25 protein-coding genes are annotated in these 25,395 nt (G+C 50.2%); 15 read left to right on the top strand and 10 right to left on the bottom strand.

The window, feature by feature from the left end; all coding sequences use genetic code 11:
* Positions 1-14 precede the first annotated feature (14 nt).
* Positions 15-659 carry a quinolone resistance pentapeptide repeat protein QnrB6 gene (locus LY264_RS11935; protein WP_001749994.1) on the top strand — a complete coding sequence of 215 codons (645 nt, stop codon included), beginning with the start codon at positions 15-17 and terminating at the stop codon, positions 657-659.
* 91 nt (positions 660-750) lie between these two features.
* On the opposite strand, the gene LY264_RS11930 is transcribed toward LY264_RS11935, so the two are convergent.
* Positions 751-1,659 (bottom strand): SDR family oxidoreductase, encoded by a 909-nt coding sequence (locus tag LY264_RS11930; RefSeq protein ID WP_071692411.1) that lies wholly within the window; start codon positions 1,657-1,659, stop codon positions 751-753.
* Positions 1,660-1,907: 248 nt separating this feature from the next.
* Here LY264_RS11930 and LY264_RS11925 point away from each other — a divergent pair, with 248 nt between their 5' ends.
* The 6 genes from LY264_RS11925 to sapF all read left to right on the top strand — a co-directional run bounded on the left by LY264_RS11925 (position 1,908) and on the right by sapF (position 7,921).
* Complete coding sequence (locus tag LY264_RS11925) at positions 1,908-2,300, top strand: YdeI family stress tolerance OB fold protein (RefSeq protein ID WP_008784920.1); 393 nt, start codon at positions 1,908-1,910, stop codon at positions 2,298-2,300.
* Positions 2,301-2,638: 338 nt separating this feature from the next.
* Positions 2,639-4,282, top strand: coding sequence for an ABC transporter substrate-binding protein SapA (gene sapA, locus LY264_RS11920; RefSeq protein WP_048223989.1), 1,644 nt, complete (start codon positions 2,639-2,641; stop codon positions 4,280-4,282).
* The gene (gene sapB, locus LY264_RS11915) at positions 4,279-5,244 is read left to right on the top strand and encodes a peptide ABC transporter permease SapB (RefSeq protein ID WP_003020545.1); all 966 of its coding nucleotides are present in this window, start codon (positions 4,279-4,281) and stop codon (positions 5,242-5,244) included. The genes sapA and sapB overlap by 4 nt, the downstream gene beginning before the upstream one ends.
* Positions 5,231-6,121: a peptide ABC transporter permease SapC gene (gene sapC / locus LY264_RS11910; RefSeq protein ID WP_048223991.1), complete on the top strand. Its 891-nt coding sequence runs from the start codon at positions 5,231-5,233 to the stop codon at positions 6,119-6,121. Before sapB ends, sapC begins: the two co-directional genes overlap by 14 nt.
* On the top strand, positions 6,121-7,113 hold the full coding sequence (gene sapD / locus LY264_RS11905; protein ID WP_003020556.1) for a peptide ABC transporter ATP-binding protein SapD: 993 nt from the start codon (positions 6,121-6,123) through the stop codon (positions 7,111-7,113). The genes sapC and sapD overlap by 1 nt, the downstream gene beginning before the upstream one ends.
* Position 7,114: 1 nt before the next feature.
* On the top strand, positions 7,115-7,921 hold the full coding sequence (gene sapF, locus LY264_RS11900; RefSeq protein ID WP_003020558.1) for a peptide ABC transporter ATP-binding protein SapF: 807 nt from the start codon (positions 7,115-7,117) through the stop codon (positions 7,919-7,921).
* A gap of 38 nt (positions 7,922-7,959) precedes the next feature.
* Here sapF and LY264_RS11895 read toward each other — a convergent pair whose 3' ends face one another.
* The gene (locus LY264_RS11895) at positions 7,960-8,652 is read right to left on the bottom strand and encodes an EAL domain-containing protein (RefSeq protein WP_032943595.1); all 693 of its coding nucleotides are present in this window, start codon (positions 8,650-8,652) and stop codon (positions 7,960-7,962) included.
* A 442-nt stretch (positions 8,653-9,094) separates the two neighbouring features.
* On the opposite strand from LY264_RS11895, the gene fabI reads away from it, so the two are divergent.
* The 7 genes from fabI (at position 9,095) to osmB (ending at position 17,224) form a co-directional block, all read left to right on the top strand.
* Complete coding sequence (fabI, locus tag LY264_RS11890) at positions 9,095-9,883, top strand: enoyl-ACP reductase FabI (RefSeq protein ID WP_171846020.1); 789 nt, start codon at positions 9,095-9,097, stop codon at positions 9,881-9,883.
* A 213-nt stretch (positions 9,884-10,096) separates the two neighbouring features.
* Positions 10,097-11,242, top strand: a complete 1,146-nt coding sequence (locus tag LY264_RS11885) for a carboxymuconolactone decarboxylase family protein (protein ID WP_048223993.1) — start codon at positions 10,097-10,099, stop codon at positions 11,240-11,242.
* An 89-nt stretch (positions 11,243-11,331) separates the two neighbouring features.
* Positions 11,332-13,266: an exoribonuclease II gene (locus LY264_RS11880; RefSeq protein WP_048223996.1), complete on the top strand. Its 1,935-nt coding sequence runs from the start codon at positions 11,332-11,334 to the stop codon at positions 13,264-13,266.
* 265 nt (positions 13,267-13,531) lie between these two features.
* Complete coding sequence (gene pdeR, locus LY264_RS11875; RefSeq protein WP_048216266.1) at positions 13,532-15,523, top strand: cyclic di-GMP phosphodiesterase; 1,992 nt, start codon at positions 13,532-13,534, stop codon at positions 15,521-15,523.
* Between the two features lie 183 nt (positions 15,524-15,706).
* Positions 15,707-15,889 carry a YciZ family protein gene (locus LY264_RS11870; protein WP_048223997.1) on the top strand — a complete coding sequence of 61 codons (183 nt, stop codon included), beginning with the start codon at positions 15,707-15,709 and terminating at the stop codon, positions 15,887-15,889.
* Positions 15,890-15,984: 95 nt separating this feature from the next.
* A complete protein-coding gene (gene yciT, locus LY264_RS11865; RefSeq protein WP_003020580.1) occupies positions 15,985-16,737 on the top strand; it encodes a DNA-binding transcriptional regulator YciT in 753 nt (250 codons plus the stop codon).
* Positions 16,738-17,005: 268 nt separating this feature from the next.
* Positions 17,006-17,224, top strand: coding sequence for an osmotically-inducible lipoprotein OsmB (gene osmB / locus LY264_RS11860; RefSeq protein WP_003020583.1), 219 nt, complete (start codon positions 17,006-17,008; stop codon positions 17,222-17,224).
* An 89-nt stretch (positions 17,225-17,313) separates the two neighbouring features.
* Here osmB and yciH read toward each other — a convergent pair whose 3' ends face one another.
* From yciH to pgpB, 5 genes are all read right to left on the bottom strand, one after another.
* Complete coding sequence (gene yciH / locus LY264_RS11855; protein ID WP_048224000.1) at positions 17,314-17,640, bottom strand: stress response translation initiation inhibitor YciH; 327 nt, start codon at positions 17,638-17,640, stop codon at positions 17,314-17,316.
* Positions 17,641-18,378, bottom strand: a complete 738-nt coding sequence (pyrF, locus tag LY264_RS11850; protein ID WP_122984017.1) for an orotidine-5'-phosphate decarboxylase — start codon at positions 18,376-18,378, stop codon at positions 17,641-17,643. It abuts the gene before it with no gap.
* Between the two features lie 190 nt (positions 18,379-18,568).
* The gene (lapB, locus tag LY264_RS11845) at positions 18,569-19,738 is read right to left on the bottom strand and encodes a lipopolysaccharide assembly protein LapB (RefSeq protein ID WP_003833317.1); all 1,170 of its coding nucleotides are present in this window, start codon (positions 19,736-19,738) and stop codon (positions 18,569-18,571) included.
* Positions 19,739-19,744: 6 nt separating this feature from the next.
* Positions 19,745-20,053, bottom strand: a complete 309-nt coding sequence (locus tag LY264_RS11840) for a LapA family protein (protein ID WP_003020595.1) — start codon at positions 20,051-20,053, stop codon at positions 19,745-19,747.
* A gap of 149 nt (positions 20,054-20,202) precedes the next feature.
* Complete coding sequence (pgpB, locus tag LY264_RS11835) at positions 20,203-20,967, bottom strand: phosphatidylglycerophosphatase B (RefSeq protein WP_032943604.1); 765 nt, start codon at positions 20,965-20,967, stop codon at positions 20,203-20,205.
* A gap of 201 nt (positions 20,968-21,168) precedes the next feature.
* Here pgpB and ribA point away from each other — a divergent pair, with 201 nt between their 5' ends.
* Positions 21,169-21,759 (top strand): GTP cyclohydrolase II, encoded by a 591-nt coding sequence (ribA, locus tag LY264_RS11830; RefSeq protein WP_003020601.1) that lies wholly within the window; start codon positions 21,169-21,171, stop codon positions 21,757-21,759.
* Positions 21,760-21,808: 49 nt separating this feature from the next.
* On the opposite strand, the gene acnA is transcribed toward ribA, so the two are convergent.
* From acnA to LY264_RS11815, 3 genes are all read right to left on the bottom strand, one after another.
* Positions 21,809-24,484, bottom strand: a complete 2,676-nt coding sequence (gene acnA, locus LY264_RS11825; protein ID WP_048224006.1) for an aconitate hydratase AcnA — start codon at positions 24,482-24,484, stop codon at positions 21,809-21,811.
* A 308-nt stretch (positions 24,485-24,792) separates the two neighbouring features.
* Positions 24,793-24,963 carry a hypothetical protein gene (locus LY264_RS11820; RefSeq protein ID WP_165612489.1) on the bottom strand — a complete coding sequence of 57 codons (171 nt, stop codon included), beginning with the start codon at positions 24,961-24,963 and terminating at the stop codon, positions 24,793-24,795.
* 2 nt (positions 24,964-24,965) lie between these two features.
* Positions 24,966-25,106 (bottom strand): YmiA family putative membrane protein, encoded by a 141-nt coding sequence (locus LY264_RS11815; RefSeq protein ID WP_213732144.1) that lies wholly within the window; start codon positions 25,104-25,106, stop codon positions 24,966-24,968.
* Between the last annotated feature and the right edge of the window lie 289 nt (positions 25,107-25,395).

Raw genomic sequence — 25,395 nt, 5'->3', positions numbered from 1 at the left:
AAACAGGTACAAATATGGCTCTGGCACTCGTTGGCGAAAAAATTGACAGAAACCGTTTCACCGGTGAGAAAATTGAAAATAGTACATTTTTTAACTGTGATTTTTCAGGTGCCGACCTGAGCGGCACTGAATTTATCGGCTGTCAGTTCTATGATCGTGAAAGCCAGAAAGGGTGCAATTTTAGTCGTGCGATGCTGAAAGATGCCATTTTTAAAAGCTGTGATTTATCCATGGCGGATTTTCGCAATGCCAGTGCGCTGGGCATTGAAATTCGCCACTGCCGCGCACAAGGCGCAGATTTCCGCGGCGCAAGCTTTATGAATATGATCACCACGCGCACCTGGTTTTGTAGCGCATATATCACGAATACCAATCTAAGCTACGCCAATTTTTCGAAAGTCGTGTTGGAAAAGTGTGAGCTGTGGGAAAACCGTTGGATGGGTGCCCAGGTACTGGGCGCGACGTTCAGTGGTTCAGATCTCTCCGGCGGCGAGTTTTCGACTTTCGACTGGCGAGCAGCGAACTTCACACATTGCGATCTGACCAATTCGGAGTTGGGTGACTTAGATATTCGGGGCGTTGATTTACAAGGCGTTAAGCTGGACAACTACCAGGCGTCGTTGCTCATGGAGCGGCTTGGCATCGCGGTGATTGGTTAGCATTCACGGAGCGGTAAGTACCGCTCCCGCCCTTATACAATAGTGTCCGCCCTTGCCTTAAAAGTCACTTTCGACGCACAGAGCGTAAACGTTAGAGGGTTCCGGTCCCCCCATCAGAACACCAGACCTGACCAGACGTATAGCTGTTCTCCCGAGCGGCCAGGGTGACATAAAGCGACGCGATTTCCACCGGTTGACCAGGGCGTCCCAGCGGCGCATTTGCCCCAAATTTCTCCACCTTTTCCTGCGGTTGACCACCACAGCACTGCAGTACAGTCCAGTATGGACCCGGCGCGACGGCATTGACACGGATCCCTTTCGGGGCCAGCTGTTTCGCCAGCGATTTAGTAAATGCCACGATAGCTGCTTTAGTCTGAGCATAATCAAGCAAGATTTCACTTGGCTCATAAGCCTGTACGGAGGAGGTATTAATTATCACGCTGTCTGGTGAAAGATGGGGTATGGCCGCTTTGGTGATCCAAAACATAGCGTAAACATTGGTTTTGAATGTTGCGTCGAAGTCTTCTGTGGTGAGTTCCTCAATTGACTCACAAAATTGCTGACGACCCGCATTATTGACGAGGATATCCAACCCTCCCAGTCCTTTTACCGCCTGTGTAACCAGATGACCGCAAAAAGCCTCATCACGGATATCTCCGGGGATGGCCAAAACATTTCTGCCTGCTTTTTTTATCAGATCGACCACTTCACGCGCATCGTCTTCTTCTTCAGGTAAATAGTTAATCGCAACATCAGCGCCTTCACGAGCATAGGCAATAGCAACAGCACGACCAATCCCTGAATCCCCACCGGTAATTAATACCTTGCGCCCATTCAGGCGACCGCTTCCCTGATAGCTGTCTTCTCCATGATCGGGGCGCGGTTGCATTTTCCCCGCCAGCCCGGGAAAGGGCTGCTGCTGCTGTTGAAAAGGCGGCGCCGGAAAACGCGCAGAATTGGTTTTATTGATGGTCTTTTTTTCCTTGTTTAAGCCAGCCATTCAATTACCTCTCATTATTTATCACAAAGACTAATAAGCGTAGACCAAAATGAATGGCATGACCTATATTATCCAGCTGCACTTAATTTTCTCGGAATATTACCCTCCCTACTTTCCTCTACCGTTGCGCTTATATCCCCACTAACGTTAGATTTAATTTAAACAATATTATTTGAGACTTATCCAGTTCGCAGTGTTAATAAATAGCAACCACACTTAACATCTCAATCTGGGCAAAAGGAGAACGTATGAAATTATCCATAACGCCATTATTATGTTGTTTTTTATTGTCGCCAGCGCTTGCTGATGATAACGGCGGGTTGAAAAATGATACAGCTCCACCGCCAGCCCACGCTCTGGATGAAGGTTATCGTGGGACTGAAGATGCAAGAATCATGACTGTCGAACAGGCCAAAACGATGCATGACGGTGCGACCATTTCTCTGCGAGGTAATCTCATCGAGGATCAAGACGGAGACAAATTTGTCTTTCGTGATAAAACCGGCAGTATCCTGACTTTAATTCCACACGCGGTTTTCGATGGTCGAACGGTTAAACCCGATCAAATGATCAGTATTAACGGTAGCCTCGACGCTAAAATGCAACCACCAGTAGTACGCGTAAATAAGATCCAGAAGTAACGCAATAACCGGGAAGAAAGCCGCTCTTCCCGGTCGATTTTCTTTATTCCCACGATTTTGCGAATGCTCTCTTCTGCCCGTCATGGTCATTTCCTCCCTCTTTCCCCTCACATTTTTCTTTCTACCCGCGAATCACGCGTTTATAGCAAGTCAGATGGGCCATGAAAATGCTAAGATAGTTAACAGAGTAGATTCAAAGTGGATAGCGGGTATAAATTTTGACCATGTCGCGGTGTTGAACTCGCGCTTATCGAGCCTGTTACTCCCAAAAACAAACGGTAATGGCAAATGTCATTAAGTATTAGTAAGATAGCCTCTTTATATAATCCATTAAAATTATGCGCCTGGTTTTATCATCTCTGATCGTGATGGCTGGATTTCTGAGTGGTCAGGCTGCTGCTGCGCCTGAGCAACCTCCGCACGCTGATATTCGTGACAGTGGGTTTGTCTATTGCGTCAGCGGGCAGGTCAATACGTTCAACCCACAAAAAACGAGCAGCGGTCTCATCGTCGACACGTTAGCGGCCCAATTGTATGACCGACTGCTTGATGTAGATCCCTACACCTATCGGCTGGTGCCTGAGCTGGCTGAAAGCTGGGAGGTGCTGGATAACGGCGCAACCTACCGCTTCCATCTGCGTCGTGACGTTCAGTTTCAGAAGACTGCCTGGTTCACCCCCACCCGCAAACTAAATGCAGACGATGTGGTGTTTACCTTCCAGCGCATCTTTGATCGCCACCATCCGTGGCACAATGTGAACGGCAGCAGTTTCCCCTACTTCGACAGCCTGCAGTTTGCCGATAACGTCCAAAGTGTGCGCAAACTGGACAACAACACCGTTGAATTCCGCTTAACGCAACCGGATGCCTCCTTTATGTGGCACCTTGCCACACACTATGCCTCCGTAATGTCGGCCGAATATGCCGCTAACCTGGCAAAACAGGATCGCCAGGAGTTGCTCGACAGACAACCCGTCGGCACAGGCCCGTACCAGCTTTCGGAGAATCGTGCTGGCCAATATATTCGGTTGCAGCGACATGAAAAATTCTGGCGTGGTACCCCCCTGATGCCGCAGGTCGTAGTGGATCTCGGCTCTGGTGGAACCGGACGATTATCTAAATTACTCACTGGCGAGTGCGACGTCCTGGCCTGGCCTGCCGCCAGCCAGCTCAGCATATTGCGTGATGACCCTCGCCTGCGTCTGACGCTGCGCCCGGGGATGAACATTGCCTATCTGGCGTTCAACACCAATAAACCGCCGTTGAATAACCCTGCCGTGCGGCATGCGCTGGCGCTAGCGATCAACAACCAGCGCTTAATGCAGTCTATCTACTACGGGACGGCAGAAACCGCGGCATCTATTTTGCCTCGCGCCTCGTGGGCTTATGATAACGAAGCTAAAATTACAGAATACAACCCGGCAAAATCGCGCGAGCAGCTAAAAGCGCTGGGTTTGGAGAATCTGACGTTACAACTTTGGGTCCCTACCAGCTCTCAAGCCTGGAACCCCAGTCCGCTGAAAACTGCCGAGCTGATTCAGGCAGATATGGCTCAGGTGGGTGTGAAAGTGAAGATCATCCCGGTAGAAGGTCGTTTTCAGGAGGCGAGATTAATGGATATGAACCATGATCTGACGTTATCCGGCTGGGCGACGGACAGTAACGATCCTGACAGTTTTTTCCGGCCGTTGCTCAGCTGTGCCGCCATCAATTCGCAGACCAACTTTGCCCACTGGTGTAATCCGCAGTTTGACAGCATTCTTCGCAAGGCCCTCTCTTCGCAGCAGCTTTCATCGCGAATTGATGCCTATGACGAAGCGCAAAATATTCTTGCACAAGAGTTACCGATTCTGCCGTTGGCCTCTTCACTACGTCTGCAGGCTTATCGTTACGACATCAAAGGGTTGGTGCTCAGTCCATTCGGTAATGCCTCTTTTGCCGGCGTTTCCAGGGAAAAGAAAGATGAGGTGAAAAAACCATGATTATCTTCACCTTGCGTCGATTTTTATTGCTATTGGTAACCCTGTTCTTCCTGACCTTTATTGGCTTCAGCCTGAGCTACTTCACGCCTCATGCGCCGTTACAGGGTGCATCGCTTTGGAACGCCTGGGTATTCTGGTTCAATGGTCTCATTCACTGGGATTTCGGCGTATCCAGTATCAACGGTCAGTTAATCTCAGAGCAGTTGAAAGAGGTGTTCCCGGCCACAATGGAACTGTGCATTCTTGCCTTTGGTTTTGCACTAATGGTTGGGATCCCCGTTGGTATGCTGGCCGGTATCACGCGGAACAAATGGCAGGACCGCTGCATCAGCGCATTGGCTCTGATGGGATTTTCTATCCCCGTTTTTTGGCTGGCGCTGCTGCTGACATTGCTCTTCTCGCTGACCCTCGGCTGGTTACCCGTTTCCGGGCGTTTTGATCTTCTCTACGAGGTGAAACCCGTTACCGGTTTTGCCATTATTGATGCGTGGATCTCCGACTCGCCGTGGCGCGATGAAATGCTGGTCAGCGCTATCCGTCATATGGTGCTCCCGGTGCTGACACTCTCCGTTGCGCCCACCACCGAAGTCATCCGCCTGATGCGTATCAGCACCATTGAGGTCTTTGATCAGAACTACGTCAAAGCGGCGGCCACGCGCGGTTTGTCACGATTAACGATTCTGCGTCGTCACGTCCTGCACAATGCCCTTCCGCCGGTGATCCCGCGTCTGGGCTTACAGTTTTCCACCATGCTGACATTGGCGATGATCACCGAGATGGTCTTTAGCTGGCCAGGTCTTGGTCGTTGGCTGATTAACGCGATTCGCCAGCAGGATTACGCGGCGATTTCAGCGGGCGTGATGGTGATTGGTTCACTGGTTATCATCGTTAACGTCATCTCTGATATTCTGGGTGCTATGGCTAACCCTCTGAAACATAAGGAATGGTATGCCTTACGATAGCGTCTATAGCGAAAAACGCCCGCCAGGTACGTTGCGCACCGCATGGCGCAATTTCTATGGTGATGCGACTGCGATGATTGGCCTGTACGGCTGTGCGGGACTGGCTATTCTGTGTATTTTTGGTGGTTGGTTTGCCCCTTACGGCATCGATCAGCAATTTCTCGGCTATCAGCTTTTACCGCCGTCATGGTCGCGCTATGGCGAAGTCTCATTCTTCCTCGGGACTGACGATCTGGGACGTGACGTTTTAAGTCGTCTGCTCAGCGGCGCGGCCCCGACCGTTGGCGGCGCGTTTGTCGTTACTCTTGCCGCCACGCTGTGTGGCCTGGTATTGGGCGTAGTTGCCGGTGCGACGCACGGCTTGCGCTCTGCGGTGCTGAACCACATTCTGGACACCCTGCTGTCGATCCCTTCTCTGCTGCTGGCGATTATTGTGGTGGCCTTTGCCGGGCCGCATCTGACACACGCCATGTTTGCCGTCTGGCTGGCGCTGCTGCCGCGCATGGTGCGCTCCGTTTACAGCATGGTGCATGACGAGCTGGAGAAAGAGTACGTCATTGCCGCTCGCCTGGACGGTGCAACCACACTGAATATTCTGTGGTTCGCCGTTCTGCCCAATATTACCGCTGGCCTTATTACTGAAATCACCCGCGCACTGTCGATGGCGATTCTGGATATCGCCGCGCTGGGTTTTCTCGACCTTGGCGCACAGCTGCCGTCCCCGGAATGGGGTGCCATGCTCGGCGACGCGCTGGAGCTGATTTATGTCGCACCGTGGACGGTGATGCTGCCAGGCGCGTCAATTATGATAAGCGTGTTGCTGGTTAACCTACTGGGTGACGGCGTGCGCCGCGCAATTATTGCGGGGGTGGAGTAATGCCATTACTGGATATCCGCAACCTGACCATTGAATTCAGAACCGGTGACGACTGGGTTAAGGCTGTTGATCGTGTCAGCATGACCTTGAATGAGGGTGAAATCCGCGGGCTGGTCGGTGAATCTGGATCAGGCAAAAGTCTGATCGCTAAGGCCATTTGCGGGGTTGCTAAAGATAACTGGCGCGTAACCGCAGACCGTATGCGTTTTGATGATATCGATCTGCTACGCCTTTCGGCGCGTGAACGACGCAAATTGGTCGGTCATAACGTCTCCATGATCTTTCAGGAGCCGCAGTCATGTCTCGATCCGTCCGAGCGTATCGGACGTCAACTGATGCAAAATATTCCGGCATGGACCTACAAAGGTCGCTGGTGGCAGCGCATCGGTTGGCGCAAACGCCGTGCGATTGAACTCTTGCACCGCGTCGGGATAAAAGACCATAAAGACGCCATGCGCAGCTTTCCATATGAGCTGACCGATGGCGAATGTCAGAAGGTCATGATCGCTATCGCATTAGCGAATCAGCCGCGTTTGCTGATTGCCGATGAACCAACGAACGCGATGGAGCCAACCACCCAGGCGCAAATTTTCCGTCTGCTAACCCGTCTGAATCAAAACAGCAATACTACCATTTTGTTGATAAGCCATGACCTGCAAATGCTCAGCCAGTGGGCTGACAAAATCAACGTGATGTACTGCGGACAAACGGTCGAAACCGCGCCAAGTAAAGATTTGGTGACAATTCCGCATCATCCTTATACTCAAGCGTTGATTCGCGCTATTCCGGATTTTGGTAGCGCGATGCCGCACAAAAGCCGCCTGAATACCATGCCAGGAGCTATTCCATTGCTGGAACAATTACCCATCGGCTGCCGTCTGGGGCCACGCTGTCCTTATGCACAACGCGAATGTATTGAAACTCCAAGACTGACCGGAGCAAAAAATCATCTCTACGCCTGTCATTTCCCGCTGAACATGGAGAGAGAGTGAGATGGTAGAAACCCTGCTCGAAGTTCGTAATCTGAGCAAAACCTTTCGCTACCGGACAGGTTTATTTCGCCGCCAGACCGTTGAGGCCGTTAAGCCCCTGAGTTTCACCCTGCGTGAACGTCAGACGCTCGCCGTCATTGGTGAAAACGGTTCGGGGAAATCTACGCTGGCTAAAATGTTGGCGGGTATGATTGAACCCACCAGCGGTGAGCTGCTGATTGACGATCATCCGTTAAAATATGGCGATTATTCATTTCGTAGTCAGCGGATCCGTATGATTTTCCAGGATCCGTCAACATCGCTTAATCCGCGGCAACGTATCTCGCAAATCCTCGATTTTCCGCTACGTCTGAATACCGACCTCGAGCCTGAGCAGCGTCGTAAACAGATCGTGGAGACCATGCGCATGGTCGGGCTGCTGCCCGATCACGTAAGCTATTACCCACATATGTTGGCCCCAGGGCAAAAACAGCGTCTGGGCCTTGCCCGTGCGCTCATTTTACGCCCCAAAGTCATTATCGCCGACGAAGCCCTGGCCTCTCTGGACATGTCGATGCGTTCGCAGCTCATCAATCTGATGCTGGAATTGCAGGAAAAACAGGGGATTTCGTATATCTATGTGACCCAACATATTGGCATGATGAAGCACATCAGCGATCAGGTATTAGTCATGCACCAGGGCGAAGTGGTAGAACGCGGCAGTACAGCGGATGTTCTGGCGTCCCCGCTTCATGAGCTTACCCGCCGCCTGATTGCAGGTCATTTCGGCGAAGCGCTTACCGCTGATGCCTGGCGAAAAGATCGTTAGCAAACGGCTGCCCTCCTCAACCGGGGGGCAATCTGCCATCAGTGACACAACGTAGGTAAGAGCAGCGTATCAACTTCAGTAAACGCGACTGACGGGTAAAGGGCACCACCCTGCATTGCCCAGACACCTGCGGTACTGGCCTCGTCGATAAGTCGTACTGTTTCTACTCCCTTCACCACAACACGGTCGCAATATTCCCTGATATTTTTGATAAGCACCGGGAACATCGGTTTTTCTACCTGTTCCAGGAAGAAACCGCGATCCAGTTTCACAACGTCAAAATGACCGCAAACCAGCGGACTGGCCCCTACGCTGCCAGAGCCAAGATCGCCCAACCACAATGCGTTTGGGCCGTCGCGAAGTGAATTAATCAGCAGATTATTCAGGCACACGGTATTCGACAGAAAACGTTCTGAAAGTTCCAGTGCAATAAATGGTAGAGCATGTAAGGCCGACTTGATGGCTGGATCACCAATCGCCAGCAGCGCCATTTCGTCAATGAGGTTCAGGGTGCAAATAAGGCTGTTGCGCTCAAACCAGTCACGCTTTTCGGCAATTAGTCGAATTTGCTCGAGCATGAAATTACGCTTTTGTTCGCTATCCCACGCTGAAATGATGAAATCTGGATGCAACGGGTGAACCGTATCTGAAGTAAACCGGGCATTAATCTCTACACCCAGTAATTTATCTGTTGTGTCTCTCATCGGTTCCGCGATGAAATGATAGTGCATAAGACCACTCCAATTGATCATAACATCCTGATAATGCACTTCTAATCACAATCAATCAATAATATCGATCAATGAATCGATATTGATCGATAAAAACAATATATCATAACAAGCTGAATATTGTCATATTTTTTGTTTTAAGAAAGTTCCTACCTTGCTATGTTTATTAACATCAGCTAGCAATGAAATAATACCATTTCAATGCCTTTGAAACCTCGTATTTTCTCTGATTCACCGACGTTAGATGCCTGAACGAAGCATAAGCGGAGGGGGATGATATACTCCTCACATGTAATGAAGTGACAGGTCACGTGAGGCGGATAACCATTCTCCAGGGAAAAAGCGTGGGATATAATTTCAGGCCAATTTCGAGTGTGTTTAATGTGTCAATCATAACTCATTGATTGATAAAAGATAAGTGTTAACCAAAAGGATTAAAGCCATGGGTTTTTTATCAGGTAAGCGCATTCTGGTGACAGGCCTTGCCAGTAAATTGTCTATCGCATGGGGAATCGCTCAGGCGATGCATCGCGAAGGTGCCGAACTGGCGTTCACCTACCAGAACGACAAGCTGAAAGGTCGTGTGGAAGAATTTGCAGCGCAGTTAGGCTCCAACATTGTTTTGCAGTGTGATGTAGCTGAAGATGCCAGCATTGACGCCATGTTTGCTGAACTGAGCAAAGCCTGGCCGAAATTCGACGGTTTCGTACACTCCATCGGCTTCGCACCTGCTGACCAACTGGATGGCGATTATGTGAACGCAGTTACCCGCGAAGGATTTAAAATTGCGCATGACATTAGTGCTTATAGCTTTGTTGCGATGGCAAAAGCACTTCGTTCCATGCTAAACCCTGGTTCTGCGCTACTGACGTTGTCCTATCTGGGCGCAGAGCGTGCAATCCCTAACTATAACGTGATGGGCCTGGCGAAAGCCTCATTGGAAGCAAACGTTCGTTATATGGCTAACGCAATGGGGCCTGAAGGCGTACGCGTAAACGCAATTTCCGCAGGTCCAATCCGCACCCTCGCCGCTTCCGGTATCAAAGATTTCCGTAAAATGCTGGCCCATTGCGAAGCTGTTACGCCGATTCGCCGCACTGTTACCATTGAAGATGTGGGCAACTCTGCGGCATTCCTGTGTTCCGATCTTTCTGCCGGTATCTCTGGTGAAGTCGTACACGTTGACGGTGGTTTCAGCATCGCTGCAATGAATGAACTAGAACTGAAATAATCTTCCACTCTTTCTGGGCGGCCCACTGTCGCCCATGATGCTCGTTTTTAATTCCCCTCTACCCTGTCCCATATATGCTTTTCTGATATTTATTATCACGTAACAATCTTTCATCCCCTCTTCTGCTTACGTCAGGATATTGCAGCGCAAACGATCCGGCGTAGTGGTATGACGACGTGTCCGGGTCGCCACTTTTTAGACCAAGGACCGCCCATGGAACAACGCCGAATTGAAGGCAAAAGCCACTGGTATCATGAGACGCAATCCAGCATGTATCCACAAGATGTTCTGCCGCTGGTGCCGGAAGCCGCTCATGTCGACGACTGCTTTTTACTGGATCTGGCGATATCTGATGACGCCCTTTTACCTTTTCAATCTTGGTTAATCCCTGCCCGTAAACTTGCACAGATCCTCTTCCCGACCCACGTAAATCTGAGTCAGATGCACACATTCAGTGCCTATGAACGGATGAGTACGGCGTTAACCGTCGCTCAGGTATATGGCGTCCAGCGATTATGTAATCACTATGCCGCGCGTCTAACACCGCTTCCTGGGCCGGACTCCTCGCGGGAAAGTAACCATCGACTGGCGCAAATCACCCAATATGCTCGTCAACTTGCCAGCTCTCCAGCCGTGATAGGCGCGCGCGATCGCCAGCATCTGGATGCAGTCGGGCTAACCACCAGCGATAGCATTCTGATGAATCAAATTATCGGATTCGTCGGTTTTCAGGCCCGTATCGTGGCCCTGTTTCAGGCCTGGTGTGGACATCCGGTGCGCCGAATTCCGGGTCTCGATATACAACAATTCGCTCACGCTGCGCCATTTAATGCAACAAACACAACCTGGCACGCTGCGCCATTCCCGATAGAAAAACATCTTAATCATGATGAGTTGATAGACAGACGTTATCCCGAGGAACTGCAAGCGTTACTGCCATTACTGATACATTCCCCCGTCATTTTGGATTTACTCGGGTCACTCATTTCCAGCACGCAACATAGCGGAATACCAGTGCAGGCATTTTCATTGGCGACGCTGATGACTTCACGGATTAATGGCAGCGTGGCCTGTTTTAATGAACATGCGTATTCAGCTCATGAATTAACCGAGGCCATTACCTTTCTTCGTCAGGATGAACGTGAATTACAACGTTGGGAACAACGACATCCGGTTGAGCGCGTCACCCTACAGGCGGTACAATGGCTGACCCGGGCGCCCGACCGCTTTAGCACCGCACTGTTAACGCCTTTGTTCGATCAGGGAATCTCTTCAGAGCAGGCCATTAACCTGCTAGCCTGGAGTGGATTGTGCGGATGGTTGAATCGCTTGAAAATCGCGCTGGGCGACACTGATTAACCGATCCACTTACTGAAAGAGCGCTTGCTGCCACTGGCAGAATCGCGTAAAACTGTCAGCCGCTCTTTTAGCCACGAAAATAGACAATTATGCTTCAGGACAACCCGCTGCTAGCGCAGCTTAAACAGCAACTACATTCCCAGACGCCACGTGCTGAAGGGGTGGTAAAAGCCACGGAAAAAGGCTTTGGCTTCCTGGAAGTCGATGCACAAAAAAGCTATTTCATTCCACCGCCGCAGATGAAAAAAGTGATGCATGGCGACCGTATTGTTGCGGTTATCCATACAGAAAAAGATCGTGAGTCTGCTGAGCCGGAAGAACTGATCGAACCCTTCCTGACGCGCTTCGTGGGTAAAGTTCAGGGCAAAAATGACCGTCTGTCCATTGTGCCGGATCATCCGTTACTGAAAGATGCTATTCCTTGTCGTGCAGCCCGCGGCGTTGAACATGAATTTAAAGAAGGCAACTGGGCTGTTGCAGAAATGCGCCGCCATCCGCTGAAAGGCGATCGCACCTTCTACGCCGAGTTAACCCAATTTATCACTTTTGCTGATGACCACTTTGTCCCGTGGTGGGTCACACTGGCACGCCATAATCTGGAAAAAGAAGCCCCAGACGGTGTAGCAACCGAAATGCTGGACGAAGGCCTGGTTCGTGAAGATTTAACCGCCCTCAATTTCGTCACCATCGACAGCGCCAGCACCGAAGATATGGACGATGCGCTGTATGCTGAAGAACAAGCTGACGGCACGCTACAATTAACCGTCGCCATTGCCGACCCAACAGCCTGGATTGCAGAAGGCAGCAAGCTGGATAAAACGGCAAAAATTCGCGCGTTCACCAATTATTTACCGGGGTTCAATATCCCGATGTTACCACGTGAATTGTCTGACGATCTCTGCTCTCTGCGCGCGAACGAAGTGCGCCCGGTTTTAGCTTGTCGTATGAGCATTACCGCCGATGGCACGATTGAAGACAACATCACCTTCTTCGCCGCAACCATCGAGTCAAAAGCGAAGCTGGCCTATGACAATGTTTCCGACTGGCTGGAAGGTACTGGCGAGTGGCAACCAGAAAACGACGCGATTGCGGAACAAATCCGTCTGCTACACCGTATTTGCCTGAGCCGAGGAGAGTGGCGTCATAACCACGCGCTGGTCTTTAAAGATCGCCCGGATTACCGTTTCGTTCTCGGTGAAAAAGGTGAAGTACTGGACATCGTCGCTGAGCCACGCCGCATCGCAAACCGTATCGTGGAAGAATCCATGATTGCGGCAAATATTTGCGCCGCCCGTGTGCTTCGCGACAAGCTGGGCTTCGGTATTTATAACGTCCATATGGGATTCGACCCGGCCAACGCCGACGCTCTGGCCTCGCTGCTGAAAACCCACGGTATGCACGTCGATGCCGAAGAAGTACTAACACTGGAAGGTTTCTGCAAACTGCGCCGCGAACTAGATGCTCAGCCATCCGGTTTCCTCGACAGCCGAATTCGCCGCTTCCAGTCTTACGCTGAAATTAGTATTGAGCCAGGTCCACACTTTGGGCTGGGTCTGGAGGCATATGCCACCTGGACTTCCCCAATCCGTAAGTACGGCGATATGATCAACCACCGTCTGCTTAAGGCTGTCATCAAAGGCGAAACCGTCGCTCGACCTCAGGATGATACCACTGTGCAAATGGCGGAACGTCGTCGCCTGAACCGGATGGCTGAGCGTGACGTGGGTGACTGGCTATACGCCCGTTTTCTGAGTGATAAAGCCGGAACCGACACCCGCTTTGCGGCCGAGATCATCGACGTCAGCCGCGGCGGCATGCGCGTACGTTTGGTTGATAATGGCGCTGTTGCCTTTATTCCTGCGCCCTTCCTGCACGCCGTGCGTGACGAACTGGTCTGCAGCCAGGAAAGTGGTACCGTACAAATCAAAGGTGAAGTGGTTTACAAAGTCACAGATGTGATTGACGTAACTATCGCCGAAGTTCGCATGGAAACCCGCAGCGTTATCGCACGTCCCGCTATGTAAAATGTCGTAATCCAGCGACCTTTCTCATTTTGTGAAAGGTCGTTTTCTTTTTTCCGCCCAAATTCCCACCAGGCACTACACTTCTTTCAATCGGTCAAAATTATTTTTTTACTATTTTCAGTTCCGTTTGCTTTGCTTTTTACGGATTCTGGATTACACATAAATATATAAAAAAAACAATACGTTCAGCCATAATCACCCTGAATGAATCATGGCTACCCTTACTTTTGAGGCTCTATGCGCTTTAAACGGGATAGTACACATCATGAAAGACGTCCGGGAGCTGGTTACGTTGTATAGCTATGTGGGCACTCATAACCCCTACTGGCGTTTGTCAGAGGATTGCAACATCCTGCATTTCTCTATTGATGAAACAGCAGAAGCTGAGCAGACCATCGAATTATCACCCGAGCAGGCCGACCGCATTCGCGAGATGACGGTGATTACGTCAAGTCTGTTAATGACGTTACCCATTGAAGATGACGACATATCTGTGCATCTGGTCGGTCGAAAAATCAATAAACGCGAATGGGCCGGTAGCGCATCCGCCTGGGATGACACCCCTTCCGTCGCCCGCGACCTGGCTCACGGGCTCTCTTTTGCCGAACAGGTCGTTTCTGAAGCCAATTCCGTTATTGTCATTCTTGACCGCATGGGCAACATTCAGCGTTTTAATCGCCTGTGTGAAGAGTACACCGGCCTCAAAGAACGTGAAGTTATTGGCCAAAGTGTATTCACATTATTTATGAGTCGACGTGAAGCCGCAGCCTCCAGACGCAACATCGAGGTCTTTTTTCGCGAAGGTAACTCATATGAGGTCGAACGATGGGTGAAGACCTGCAAAGGTCAGCGCCTGTTTCTTTTTCGCAATAAGTTTGTACATAACGGTAGCGGCAAGAACGAAATATTTCTGATCTGTTCCGGCACCGATATCACTGAAGAACGTCGCGCGCAGGAACGCCTGCGGATGTTGGCTAATACCGACTCCATCACCGGATTACCGAACCGCAACGCCATTCATGAGCTGATAAGCGATGCGATTGAGAACGCAGGTGATACTCAGGTTGGGATTGTATATCTCGATCTGGATAACTTCAAAAAGGTGAACGATGCCTACGGGCACATGTTTGGCGATCAGCTGTTGCAGAGCGTGTCGCTGGCAATTCTCAGTTGTCTTGACGACAACCAGCTATTGGCTCGGTTTGGCGGTGATGAATTTATCGTCCTTGCCACCGAAACGTCCCAGAGCACTCTGGAAGCTACCGCATCGCGCATTCTGACACGCCTGCGTCAACCCTTTCGCATTGGCCTGATTGAAGTCTATACCGGCTGCTCTATTGGTATTTCCCTCGCTCCACAGCATGGTCAGGACTGCGAGAGCGTCATTCGTAACGCCGATACGGCCATGTACACCGCGAAAGAAGGCGGCCGCGGACAGTTTTGTGTTTTCTCTCCGGAAATGAATCAGCGGGTATTTGAATACCTGTGGCTGGATACTAACCTGCGCAAGGCGCTGGAAAACGATCAACTGGTTATCCATTATCAGCCAAAGATAACCTGGCGAGGCGAAGTGCGCAGCCTGGAGGCGCTGGTACGCTGGCAGTCTCCGGAACGCGGCCTCATTCCACCACTGGAATTTATCTCCTACGCCGAAGAATCAGGGCTTATTGTTCCGCTGGGTCGCTGGGTTATTCTGGACGTTGTGCGTCAGGTCGCAAAATGGCGCGCCAAGGGAATCAATCTGCGCGTGGCGGTAAACGTTTCTGCCCGCCAGCTCGCCGATCAGACGCTATTTACCGATCTCAAACAGGTGCTTCATGAACTCGACTTTGAATATTGCCCCATTGATGTCGAGTTAACGGAAAGCAGTTTGATTGAAAATGAGCAGTTGGCACTGTCCGTCATTCAGCAGTTTAGCCAGTTGGGGGCGCAAATCCATTTGGATGATTTTGGTACCGGATATTCGTCACTGTCTCAACTGGCCCGCTTCCCGCTTGATGCAATTAAATTGGATCAAACCTTTGTCAGGGATGTACACAAACAACCTATTTCGCAGTCGCTGGTACGTGCCATTGTTGCGGTCGCACAAGCACTCAATCTGCAGGTCATCGCCGAAGGTGTTGAAAGCGCGAAAGAGGATGCCTTTTTAACCAAAAATGGCGTCAACGAACGTCAGGGTTTTTTGTTTGCCAAACCAATGCCAGCGGCTGCATTTGAACGTTGGTATCGACGACATCTGAATAAAAAAACGCGCTAACGCAGTGGGATCAAACGTTGTTAATAGCCATAAATGGACATAACGTAACGATCCTATCTGCATGTAATCACGGAATATATAATATTCTTCTATCATTGATAGTTAATACTATTTTTCCCTTCTCTTTTGCCATGAAATTCTGCATCATGAAATTCAAACTCGATTGCCATTAGGATGATAACCATGTCTGATATCGACGCTCAGCGTCTGGCCGAACGCATTGATACCGTGCTGGATATCCTCGTTGCAGGTGATTACCACTCAGCCATCCACAATCTCGAAATTCTGAAGGCTGAGCTGCTAGACACGGCCAAAGAAGATGCCGAGTCTTTGCCCAAAAATCACAAGGCTCCCTGGGAGATCTGATGACATTAACCCTTTAATGTCGCTGCTATCAGCAAACTGCATATGAGGCAGTTTCCGTTTAATTTCCGATACGATATCGCAATAAAATTAATATTATGAATTCCCGACAACAATCTATTTTGCAGATGGTGACTGATAAAGGTCAGATGAGCGTTGCCGAACTGGCAAAAATCACCGGTGTCTCAGAAGTGACGATTCGACAGGATCTGAACACACTGGAGAAACAGAGCTATTTACGCCGTGCGCACGGTTTTGCTGTTTCATTGAACAGTGATGATGTGGAAACGCGCATGATGACTAATTTTACGCTGAAGCGTGAGCTGGCCGAATTTGCCGCATCTTTGGTAAGCCCTGGCGAGTCCGTATTCATTGAAAACGGCAGCAGCAATGCGCTCTTGGCCAGAACGCTGGCGGAGCAAAAAGATGTCACCATCATTACCGTCAGCAGCTATATAGCCCATCTGCTGAAAGAAACCCCCTGCGAAGTGATTCTCCTTGGCGGCATCTATCAGAAAAAAAGCGAAAGCATGGTGGGGCCCTTAACTCGCCAGTTCATCCAGCAGGTACACTTCAGCAAGGCCTTTATCGGCATTGATGGCTGGCAGGCTGACACCGGCTTCACCGGACGCGACATGATGCGTTCTGATGTGGTTAACGCGGTGCTGGAAAAAGGTGCAGAAGTTATTGTACTTACTGACAGCTCAAAATTCGAAGCCATTCACCCTTACACGCTGGGTCCATTAGAGCGATTCAGCCGCGTAGTCACGGATTCCAGACTCAGCGCCAGCGTACAAATGCAGCTCGAGCATTCAGGATTAACCGTCAATATCATTGATGCGCACGCATAAAATCTTCAGCAGATGATTTGTCAGTCGGCAAATCATCTCCTCTCTGAGAGTTATCTGACAGTCCAATTAAGACTTTTTACCTGTCGTTAACAGGATTAAGTCGTAAAATTAATGTTAGCGATATAACAGGAACGAACCTCCAATCTCAGGATAGTGTTTGTCATGCCTTCGCTAAACGGTTTCACGGAAATATCTTCGTTAGCCTAAATTTAGCGCTATTCTTAAAGAAAACTGGATTCCGTGAATCAATAATTCAGGAGAAAGTATTATGTTAGTAACGAGCAAAAAAATGACCGCTGCCATTTTGGCGATTACTCTGGCAATGTCGCTGAGTGCCTGCTCTAACTGGTCCAAACGTGACCGTAACACCGCAATTGGTGCTGGTGCTGGTGCAATCGGTGGTGCAGTCCTGACTGACGGCAGCACGCTGGGCACGCTGGGTGGTGCTGCAGTAGGTGGTATTATTGGCCACCAGGTGGGTAAATAATTTACGGTTAAACGGCTCGATATAATAATACGTTTACTTTTTCAGGTCTGTATTATTAAAAGCCACGGAAAATTCCGTGGCTTTTTTTATTAACCGCCAGCCAACTTAACTTTCATTCCTTTGGCTTCCAGCAGCGATTTAATCAGATCGCGTTTATCACCCTGTATCTCAATCACGCCATCCTTCACTGCCCCGCCGCAACCACATTTTTTCTTCAGTTCCGCAGCTAATTTGGTCAGTTCAGCATCGTCCTGATCTATTCCAGTAATCAGGCACACGCCCTTACCTTTGCGGCCACTGGTCTGTCGCTGGATACGGACAATGCCGTCGCCTTTGGGACGCTCTGGGACGGCTTTCGGTTCATCAATACGCCCGGAGTCAGTTGAGTAGACCAGACGAGAATTTGAGTCGTTCATTTACGCACCTCGTTTCAGGGAGGCATTGATCATCTTCAGCGTCTGCGCCGGATCTGCCGACTGCGTAACTGGACGACCAATAACCATATAATCCACACCAGCTGACTGTGCTTGTTCCGGCGTCATAATGCGACGCTGGTCGCCTGCCTCGCTACCTTCAGGGCGAATACCCGGCGTTACCAGTTTAAATGCCTGGCCAAATGCCTGCTTGAATCGCACCGCTTCCTGCGCGGAGCATACGACGCCATCCAAACCACAATGTTGGGTTAAGCGCGCCAGCCTTTCCGCATGCTCCGCAGGTGACAACGTCACGCCAAGGTCGGTAAGATCGCTGGCTTCCATACTGGTCAGAACTGTTACTGCAATCAGCAGCGGCGCATCCTTACCAAAAGGCACCAGGGCTTCACGTGCAGCGGTCATCATACGCGCCCCACCTGAAGCATGAACGTTAACCATCCACACGCCAAGCTCGGCAGCTGCCGCAACGGCATGCGCGGTAGTGTTGGGAATATCATGAAATTTCAAATCAAGAAAGACGTCAAAGCCACGCTGTTGTAGATCGCGAACCAACTGAGGTCCAAAAAGCGTGAACATCTCTTTGCCCACTTTCAAACGGCAATCACGAGGATCAATTCTGTCGACAAAAGCTAATGCTTTATCACGATTGGAATAATCGAGAGCGACAACGACAGGAGAATCAGTAACAGCACGAGAAGAAGATGAAGCAGTAAACGTCATGACCAGACCTTCCTGAGGATGGGCGCCATCAGCGGCGCAAAATGGGTAAACGGCGTGCATTCTACCTGCGGCAATAGAAAATTAACAGGCGCGATTACATTTCTGCCAGGCGAATTTGGCAACGGAGGTTGAGGATGGATTGGTTACACATCATTAGTATGTTGTAACTAAAGTGAAGCTTTTTTAAAAATTACAGCCCATCAAGTCCGCGAATAGGCTTAATGGTTGACCATGAGCGACAGGATGGGCAGTGCCAGTACAGTGTATATGCGGTAAATCCGCACTTCTGGCAACGGTAGCGCGGCTTGCTGCGCACCTGCTCCCCAACCATATCGCGCAGAACCATCAGGCTCTCTTTCGCGCGCCCTTCTTCTGCTTCGTTAAGATGGTAATCCATCAACTTGTGGAACACGCGCATCGTAGGATGGCGTTGTAGCTGGCGGGTAATATAAACCTGAGCGGTATCAGTCCCCTCACGCGCTTCAAGAATATCGGCCAGCATCAGCTCGGCGGCGGCGCCAGTATTCTCCTCAACAGCCCGACGTAAAAACTCGGCCCACTCATCGTTTTTCCCAAGATGCTGGTAACAGCTTTGCAGCATTTCCAGCGTTTCGCTGACCAGTTCTTTATCCTGAGAAATCACGCGTTGTAGACATTCAACGGCCTTCGCATAATCGCCTTTCACCATGTACACCCGGCCCATCATGATGGAAACCCGTGCACTATTTTTGTCTGCCGCAGCCCCTTTTTTCAACAGCGTCATGGCGCGATCCATATCGTCGCTGCCCATCTGCTGTAAGGCCAGTTCGCAGTAGAAGTGGGCGATCTCAATACGCTGTTTATCTTTACCGAGCTTCACCAGGCGTTCTGCGACATCAATCGCTTTCTGCCATTCGCTGGTCGCCTGATAAATTTGCAGCAGTTGCTGTAATGCACCGACGCGAAAATCTGTTTCATCGGTAAGCTGATTAAACATGTCTTCCGCGCGGTCGTACAGACCTGCGGCCATGTAGTCGCGCCCCAGCTGTTGTACGGCCAACAAACGCTGCTCGTAGGTCAGCGAAGCACTTTCCATTAACGTTTGATGGATGCGGATTGCGCGGTCGACTTCACCGCGCGAGCGAAACAGGTTTCCGAGGGTGAGATGAGCCTCAACGGTGCCCGTATCCTCTTTTAGCATATCGAGGAACAGATCCACCGCTTTGTCTTGTTGGTTGCTCAGGAGGAAGTTAACCCCGGCGACATAGTCACGGGAAAGACGGTTAGCTTCATCCTGCTTGGTTTGTTGCGCACTTCTGCGACCCATATACCACCCATAGGCAGCGGCTACAGGCAAAAGCAGAAACAACAACTCCAACATAAATAATTATTCCTTCACAACCGACGAATCGGCAGAAACCGCAACGTCGGTCGCAGGCGTAAGCTGGTTTTCCAGTCGTTTGATTTTACGTTCGGCACGCGCAAGAGACACACGAACCTTCAGCCAGAAAAGGCCGCAAATTAACCAACCAATCGCAAAACCTGCGGCAAACAATACAGCAAGCAGCGTAGAGATACGATACTCACCCTGAGCCAGCAGGTAATTAAACGTAACCTGTTGATCGTTTTGCGCACCTAATGTCACCGAAATAACAAAAATCGCCAACACCAGTAAGAAAATGAGTAAATATTTCACATTACTTCCCGTTATGTGGTTTGAGCGAATAAATCGTGTACAACTTACCGCGTTGAGCCCTTTAAATTACCATTTTCACAACGAGTGCGAAACGGAAAAGCGCTTTCCCCTTTCTGATTTAAGGGCAAAATTCGAAAAATCAATCATGGCTAACTTTCTTGTTCACGCTGAGCGATTTCTTTTTCCTCCTGCACTGGCGGCGTTAAGGGTCCGCATACCCGCTGCGCAAGCCATGTCGCCAGCGTTACCAGCAACCATGAAATCAGCGTTGCAACAACCAAATCACGGGGCCAGTGCATGCCTAATAGCAAGCGACTGCCCATAACGCCCGTAGCCCAGATAAGTAAAAACACAATTGTCAGCGTACGTCGGCGTGGCCATAACAGCCCTACTGCCAGTAAAGCCCAACTGGCGGCAAACATCGTATGCCCTGACGGAAAGGCAAACCCTGTTTCTTTTTGCCAGTGCTTACGTAGAAACGTCGGAATATCCTGTTGTTCGGCCAATTGCTCTTTAACTAAGTGACCACGTTCTTTACGTTTTAAAGTGTAGAACTCATCAACCGGAATATGGTGCGTTTTTTCCAGCCACACGACAAAGGGCCGAGGTTCCTGCACCCTGTCTTTAACCCAGGACTTCACGCCCTGACCGACTAAAATGGCCGCAGCCAGGATCGCAAACAGCATTACCGCAGCTTTCAGCCGAAAACGCAGACACCACAGAAACCATGCACAGAGAACAACGTGAGTGATAATGCCCCACGGCTGCGTCACCGTTTCCGTTATCCAGTACAGAGATTTTAGCCACCAAACGTTATGTCCCGGCTGCCAGCTCCAGCCCGATACCCATACGGCAACCGGCATAATAAGTAGCAGCCCGGCCCCGACCGCAGTGCGCTTTGCAATTGACAGCATTGCCTCTCCTTTCGTCGATAAGTCTCACAATCATAACTGAAAAAAGCGCATGCCGGGGAAATTGACAATTTTGTGCCATTCCAAAAGCGAATCCGTTGTCGCGATTAGGTGAACATCGTTGCCTTATGGCAAAATAGTGCAATATAGAACAGAAGCCAACAGGCGACGGCACGACAGTGCCAGCATAATCTGGAGAATTACATGCAGCTTAAACGTGTGGCAGAAGCCAAACTGCCAACCCCCTGGGGTGATTTCCTGATGGTGGGATTTGAAGAACTGGCAACCGGACACGATCACGTCGCACTGGTTTTTGGCGATATCACAGGCCAAACGCCTGTCCTGGCCCGTGTCCACTCCGAATGTCTGACTGGCGATGCATTGTTTAGCCTGCGTTGCGATTGCGGTTTCCAGCTCGAAGCGGCTCTCACCCATATTGCTGAAGAAGGGCGCGGTATCCTGCTTTATCATCGTCAGGAAGGACGCAATATCGGCCTGCTCAATAAAATCCGCGCCTACGCGTTGCAGGACCAGGGTTATGATACCGTTGAAGCTAACCATCAGTTGGGCTTTGCGGCAGATGAGCGTGATTTCACGCTGTGTGCGGATATGTTCAAGCTGCTTGGTGTGGACGAAGTTCGTTTGCTGACCAATAACCCGAAAAAAGTGGAAATTCTGACCGAAGCGGGAATCAATATTGTTGAACGCGTGCCGCTGATTGTGGGTCGTAACCCGAACAATGAACATTACCTGGACACCAAAGCCGCCAAGATGGGACATTTGCTGGGCAAGTAATAGTTGTTACCGCCGATAATAAAGCCTGCTCTCGCAGGCTTTTTACATTCTAGCTCAACATATTACGAATCACGTAGTGCAGAATGCCATCATTTTGGTAGTACGTTAGCTCCGTCGCGGTATCGATACGGCAGCGGCATAAAACAACTTCTTTACGTCCATCCGAGCGAACCATACTCACCGGCACTATTGCACCCGGTTTGATGTTTTGCAGATCCGTAATATCGATCGCTTCCTCACCGGTTAGTCCCAGCGTTTTACGCGTGACGCCCTGTGGGAATTCCAGCGGCAAAATCCCCATACCAATCAGGTTAGAACGGTGAATTCGCTCAAAGGATTCAGCGATAACCACGCGAACCCCCAGCAAGCGCGGGCCTTTTGCCGCCCAGTCGCGACTGGAGCCAGAGCCATACTCTTTCCCGGCAATAACCGCCAAGGGAATATTCTCCTGTTGATATTGCATAGCCGCATCATAGATAGCCACTACCTCAGTTCCCGGCAAATGACGCGTCATCCCACCTTCCACGCCGGGCACCATCTCATTGCGAATACGAATATTGGCAAAGGTACCGCGCATCATTACTTCATGATTCCCGCGCCGCGAACCGTAGGAGTTAAAATCTTTACGCTCTACGCCGTGGCTTTGCAGATAACGCCCCGCCGGGCTGTCCGGCTTAATACTACCTGCAGGAGAAATATGGTCGGTGGTGACGGAATCTCCAAGCATTGCAAGGATACGCGCACCATGAATGTCCTGGACCGGATCCGGCGTCGCCTGCATACCATCGAAGAACGGCGACAAGCGGATATAGGTTGAGTCAGACTGCCAGCCATAGGTATCAGCACGATCGACCTGGATTGCTTTCCATTCCGGCGTGCCTTCAAAGACTTCAGCGTATTCTTTATGGAACATGGCGGTAGAAACCTGCTCCACGGCACGTGCAATTTCCTGAGCCGTCGGCCAGATATCTTTCAGATATACGGGATCGCCCTTTCTGTCATGCCCTAACGGATCTTTCGTCAGATTGATATTCATATTCCCCGCCAGCGCATAGGCCACCACCAGCGGCGGAGACGCCAACCAGTTGGTCTTCACGAGCGGATGGATACGCCCCTCAAAGTTTCGGTTGCCGGAAAGCACAGCACCAACGGTGAGGTCGCCTTTTTTGATTGCTGTCTCGATAGGATCGGGTAACGGGCCCGAGTTACCAATACAGGTGGTACACCCATAACCTACAAGGTTAAATCCCAGCTCATCAAGGTACGGCGTGAATCCTGCCTGCGCCAGATAATCAGACACCACCTTCGATCCTGGCGCCAGCGAGGCTTTCACCCATGGCTGACGTTTCAGACCAAGCGTCACTGCTTTTTTCGCCAGCAGCCCCGCCGCCATCAATACGCTTGGGTTAGAGGTGTTGGTACAGGAAGTTATCGCCGCAATAACCACAGCACCATCCGGCAGCTGGTACTGGTGACCGTTCATTGTATAGTCCACTGGCTGGCGATCTTTCAGCGAACTATTCACTTCGAGTTCATTACTCGCCGAAAACGCTTTCGGGACATCAGCCAGTGCTACCCGATCCTGCGGACGCTTCGGTCCGGCAAGACTAGCTTCTACACTGCCCATATCCAGCTCCAGTGAACTGGTAAATATGGGTTCATCCCCAGGATTACGCCACATTCCCTGCGCTTTGGCATAGGCGCTGACCAGCTCAACCTGCTCCTCACTGCGCCCACTCAGACGCATATATTCAAGAGTGATGCTATCGATCGGGAAGAAACCGCAGGTTGCGCCGTATTCCGGTGACATGTTCGCAATGGTTGCCCGATCGGCCAGCGGTAAGGTGTCCAGCCCATCGCCGTAGAATTCAACGAATTTACCGACCACGCCGTGCTTACGCAGCATCTGGGTGACGGTTAAAACCAGGTCGGTAGCGGTGATACCTTCCCGCAGTTTGCCCACCAGTTTGAAGCCCACAACATCCGGGATAAGCATAGAAACCGGTTGACCCAGCATTGCTGCTTCAGCTTCAATGCCTCCAACGCCCCATCCCAGCACACCGAGACCATTAATCATTGTCGTATGGGAATCGGTTCCGACCAACGTGTCAGGGTAAGCCACCCACTCACCGTCCTGTAACTCGCTCCAGACGGCTTTGCCCAAGTATTCAAGGTTAACCTGGTGGCAAATCCCCGTTCCTGGTGGTACAACGCTGAAGCGACTAAATGCCTGCTGTCCCCATTTCAGGAACACATAACGCTCATGGTTACGTTCCATTTCCAGGCGTACGTTTTCTTCGAAAGCATCATCATCACCAAAACGGTCCACCGTTACCGAGTGGTCAATGACAAGGTCCACTGGCGAAAGCGGATTCACCTTTGCTGTATCTCCGCCCAAACGTTTCACCGCTTCGCGCATGGCGGCCAGATCGACCACCGCCGGCACGCCGGTAAAATCCTGCATCAGAACACGAGCGGGTCGATAGGCAATTTCACGATCGGCATGGGCAGTCTTCAGCCAATGCGCGAGCGCATGAATATCATCTTCGGTTACGGAATTACCATCCTGCCAACGAAGCAGGTTTTCCAGTAACACTTTCAGCGATTTGGGTAGTCGGGTGATATCACCCAGTGATTTAGCGGCCAGAGGTAAACTGTAGTAGCGGTAGGTTTTATCTTTAACCTGCAATGTGTCCTTACTGGCTTCTCGTAGGGTCGACGACATAGCTCCTCCTTAAATGACAGGGTTGGATCCCCTGATTTCCTCAGGGTTAGTATTAAAGATAACACAAACAAAATGTAACGCTTTGATAACAACTCAAATTGATAAAAGTAGCGCGCGATACAAAAGCGCGAAGTGAGGTCAATGGTAGGGAGTAAGGTCTAGCCGTGTAGATGAATAGGATGAATATTCAGCAGGCAATAGCGCAATCGATAATACGTTGATTAGGTGGCTGATGGTGAATACATGGGATAAACGATTCGATATTTAAGGCCACGAGGTAATCGTTATTATTATAAAATACGTACGAATTATTGTTTCTGTTTATCATCATCGGTTAACAGATCAATAAACGCCCGTTGTTCAGGAGAAAGATTCCAGGATTCGGGTATCTTTGGATCTTTCTCGGCTACGGTTTTGCTCTCTTGCTCATGGTCATGAGACGCTGGCGTCACGGTAGAGTGCTGCTCCGGTGCGGACATACTTACCCCCACACGTTCCAGGCCACGAGTGCGACAATAATCCAGAATATCGCAGAGCCAAGAAACACGGCGAACCAGGCTTTACGTTTCATCGCGGGATCCCGGCGTGCAGGCTGGTTTCCTGAAGGCATCGCTAACCTCATACTATCGAAATCACTTATCATTTAGGCACCAAACAATTGGTACAATTAATCATCAGATAGGAGGAATCCTAATAAAAAAGGCGAAAAAAAGCCAGTTAATTTTCGGACTCGATCTGATAAATAAATCAATTGTTTGATCAATTATGAATATTTGAGAGTGATTTTTGGCAAGCTGACTAATTTGAAACTACTTTAGAGAACTTTTTCCATAAATAATATATGGTTAATATATAGGAGGAGAAATAATGAATAAATTAAGACTCTCCCGTCGGTATCACTTTATGCTTAC

Origin of the sequence: Citrobacter portucalensis (assembly GCF_023374935.1) — a bacterium.
Taxonomy (GTDB): Bacteria; Pseudomonadota; Gammaproteobacteria; order Enterobacterales; family Enterobacteriaceae; genus Citrobacter; species Citrobacter portucalensis.
Note: the sequence above shows the minus strand (reverse complement) of the source record. Positions and strands in the feature narration are given on the sequence as shown.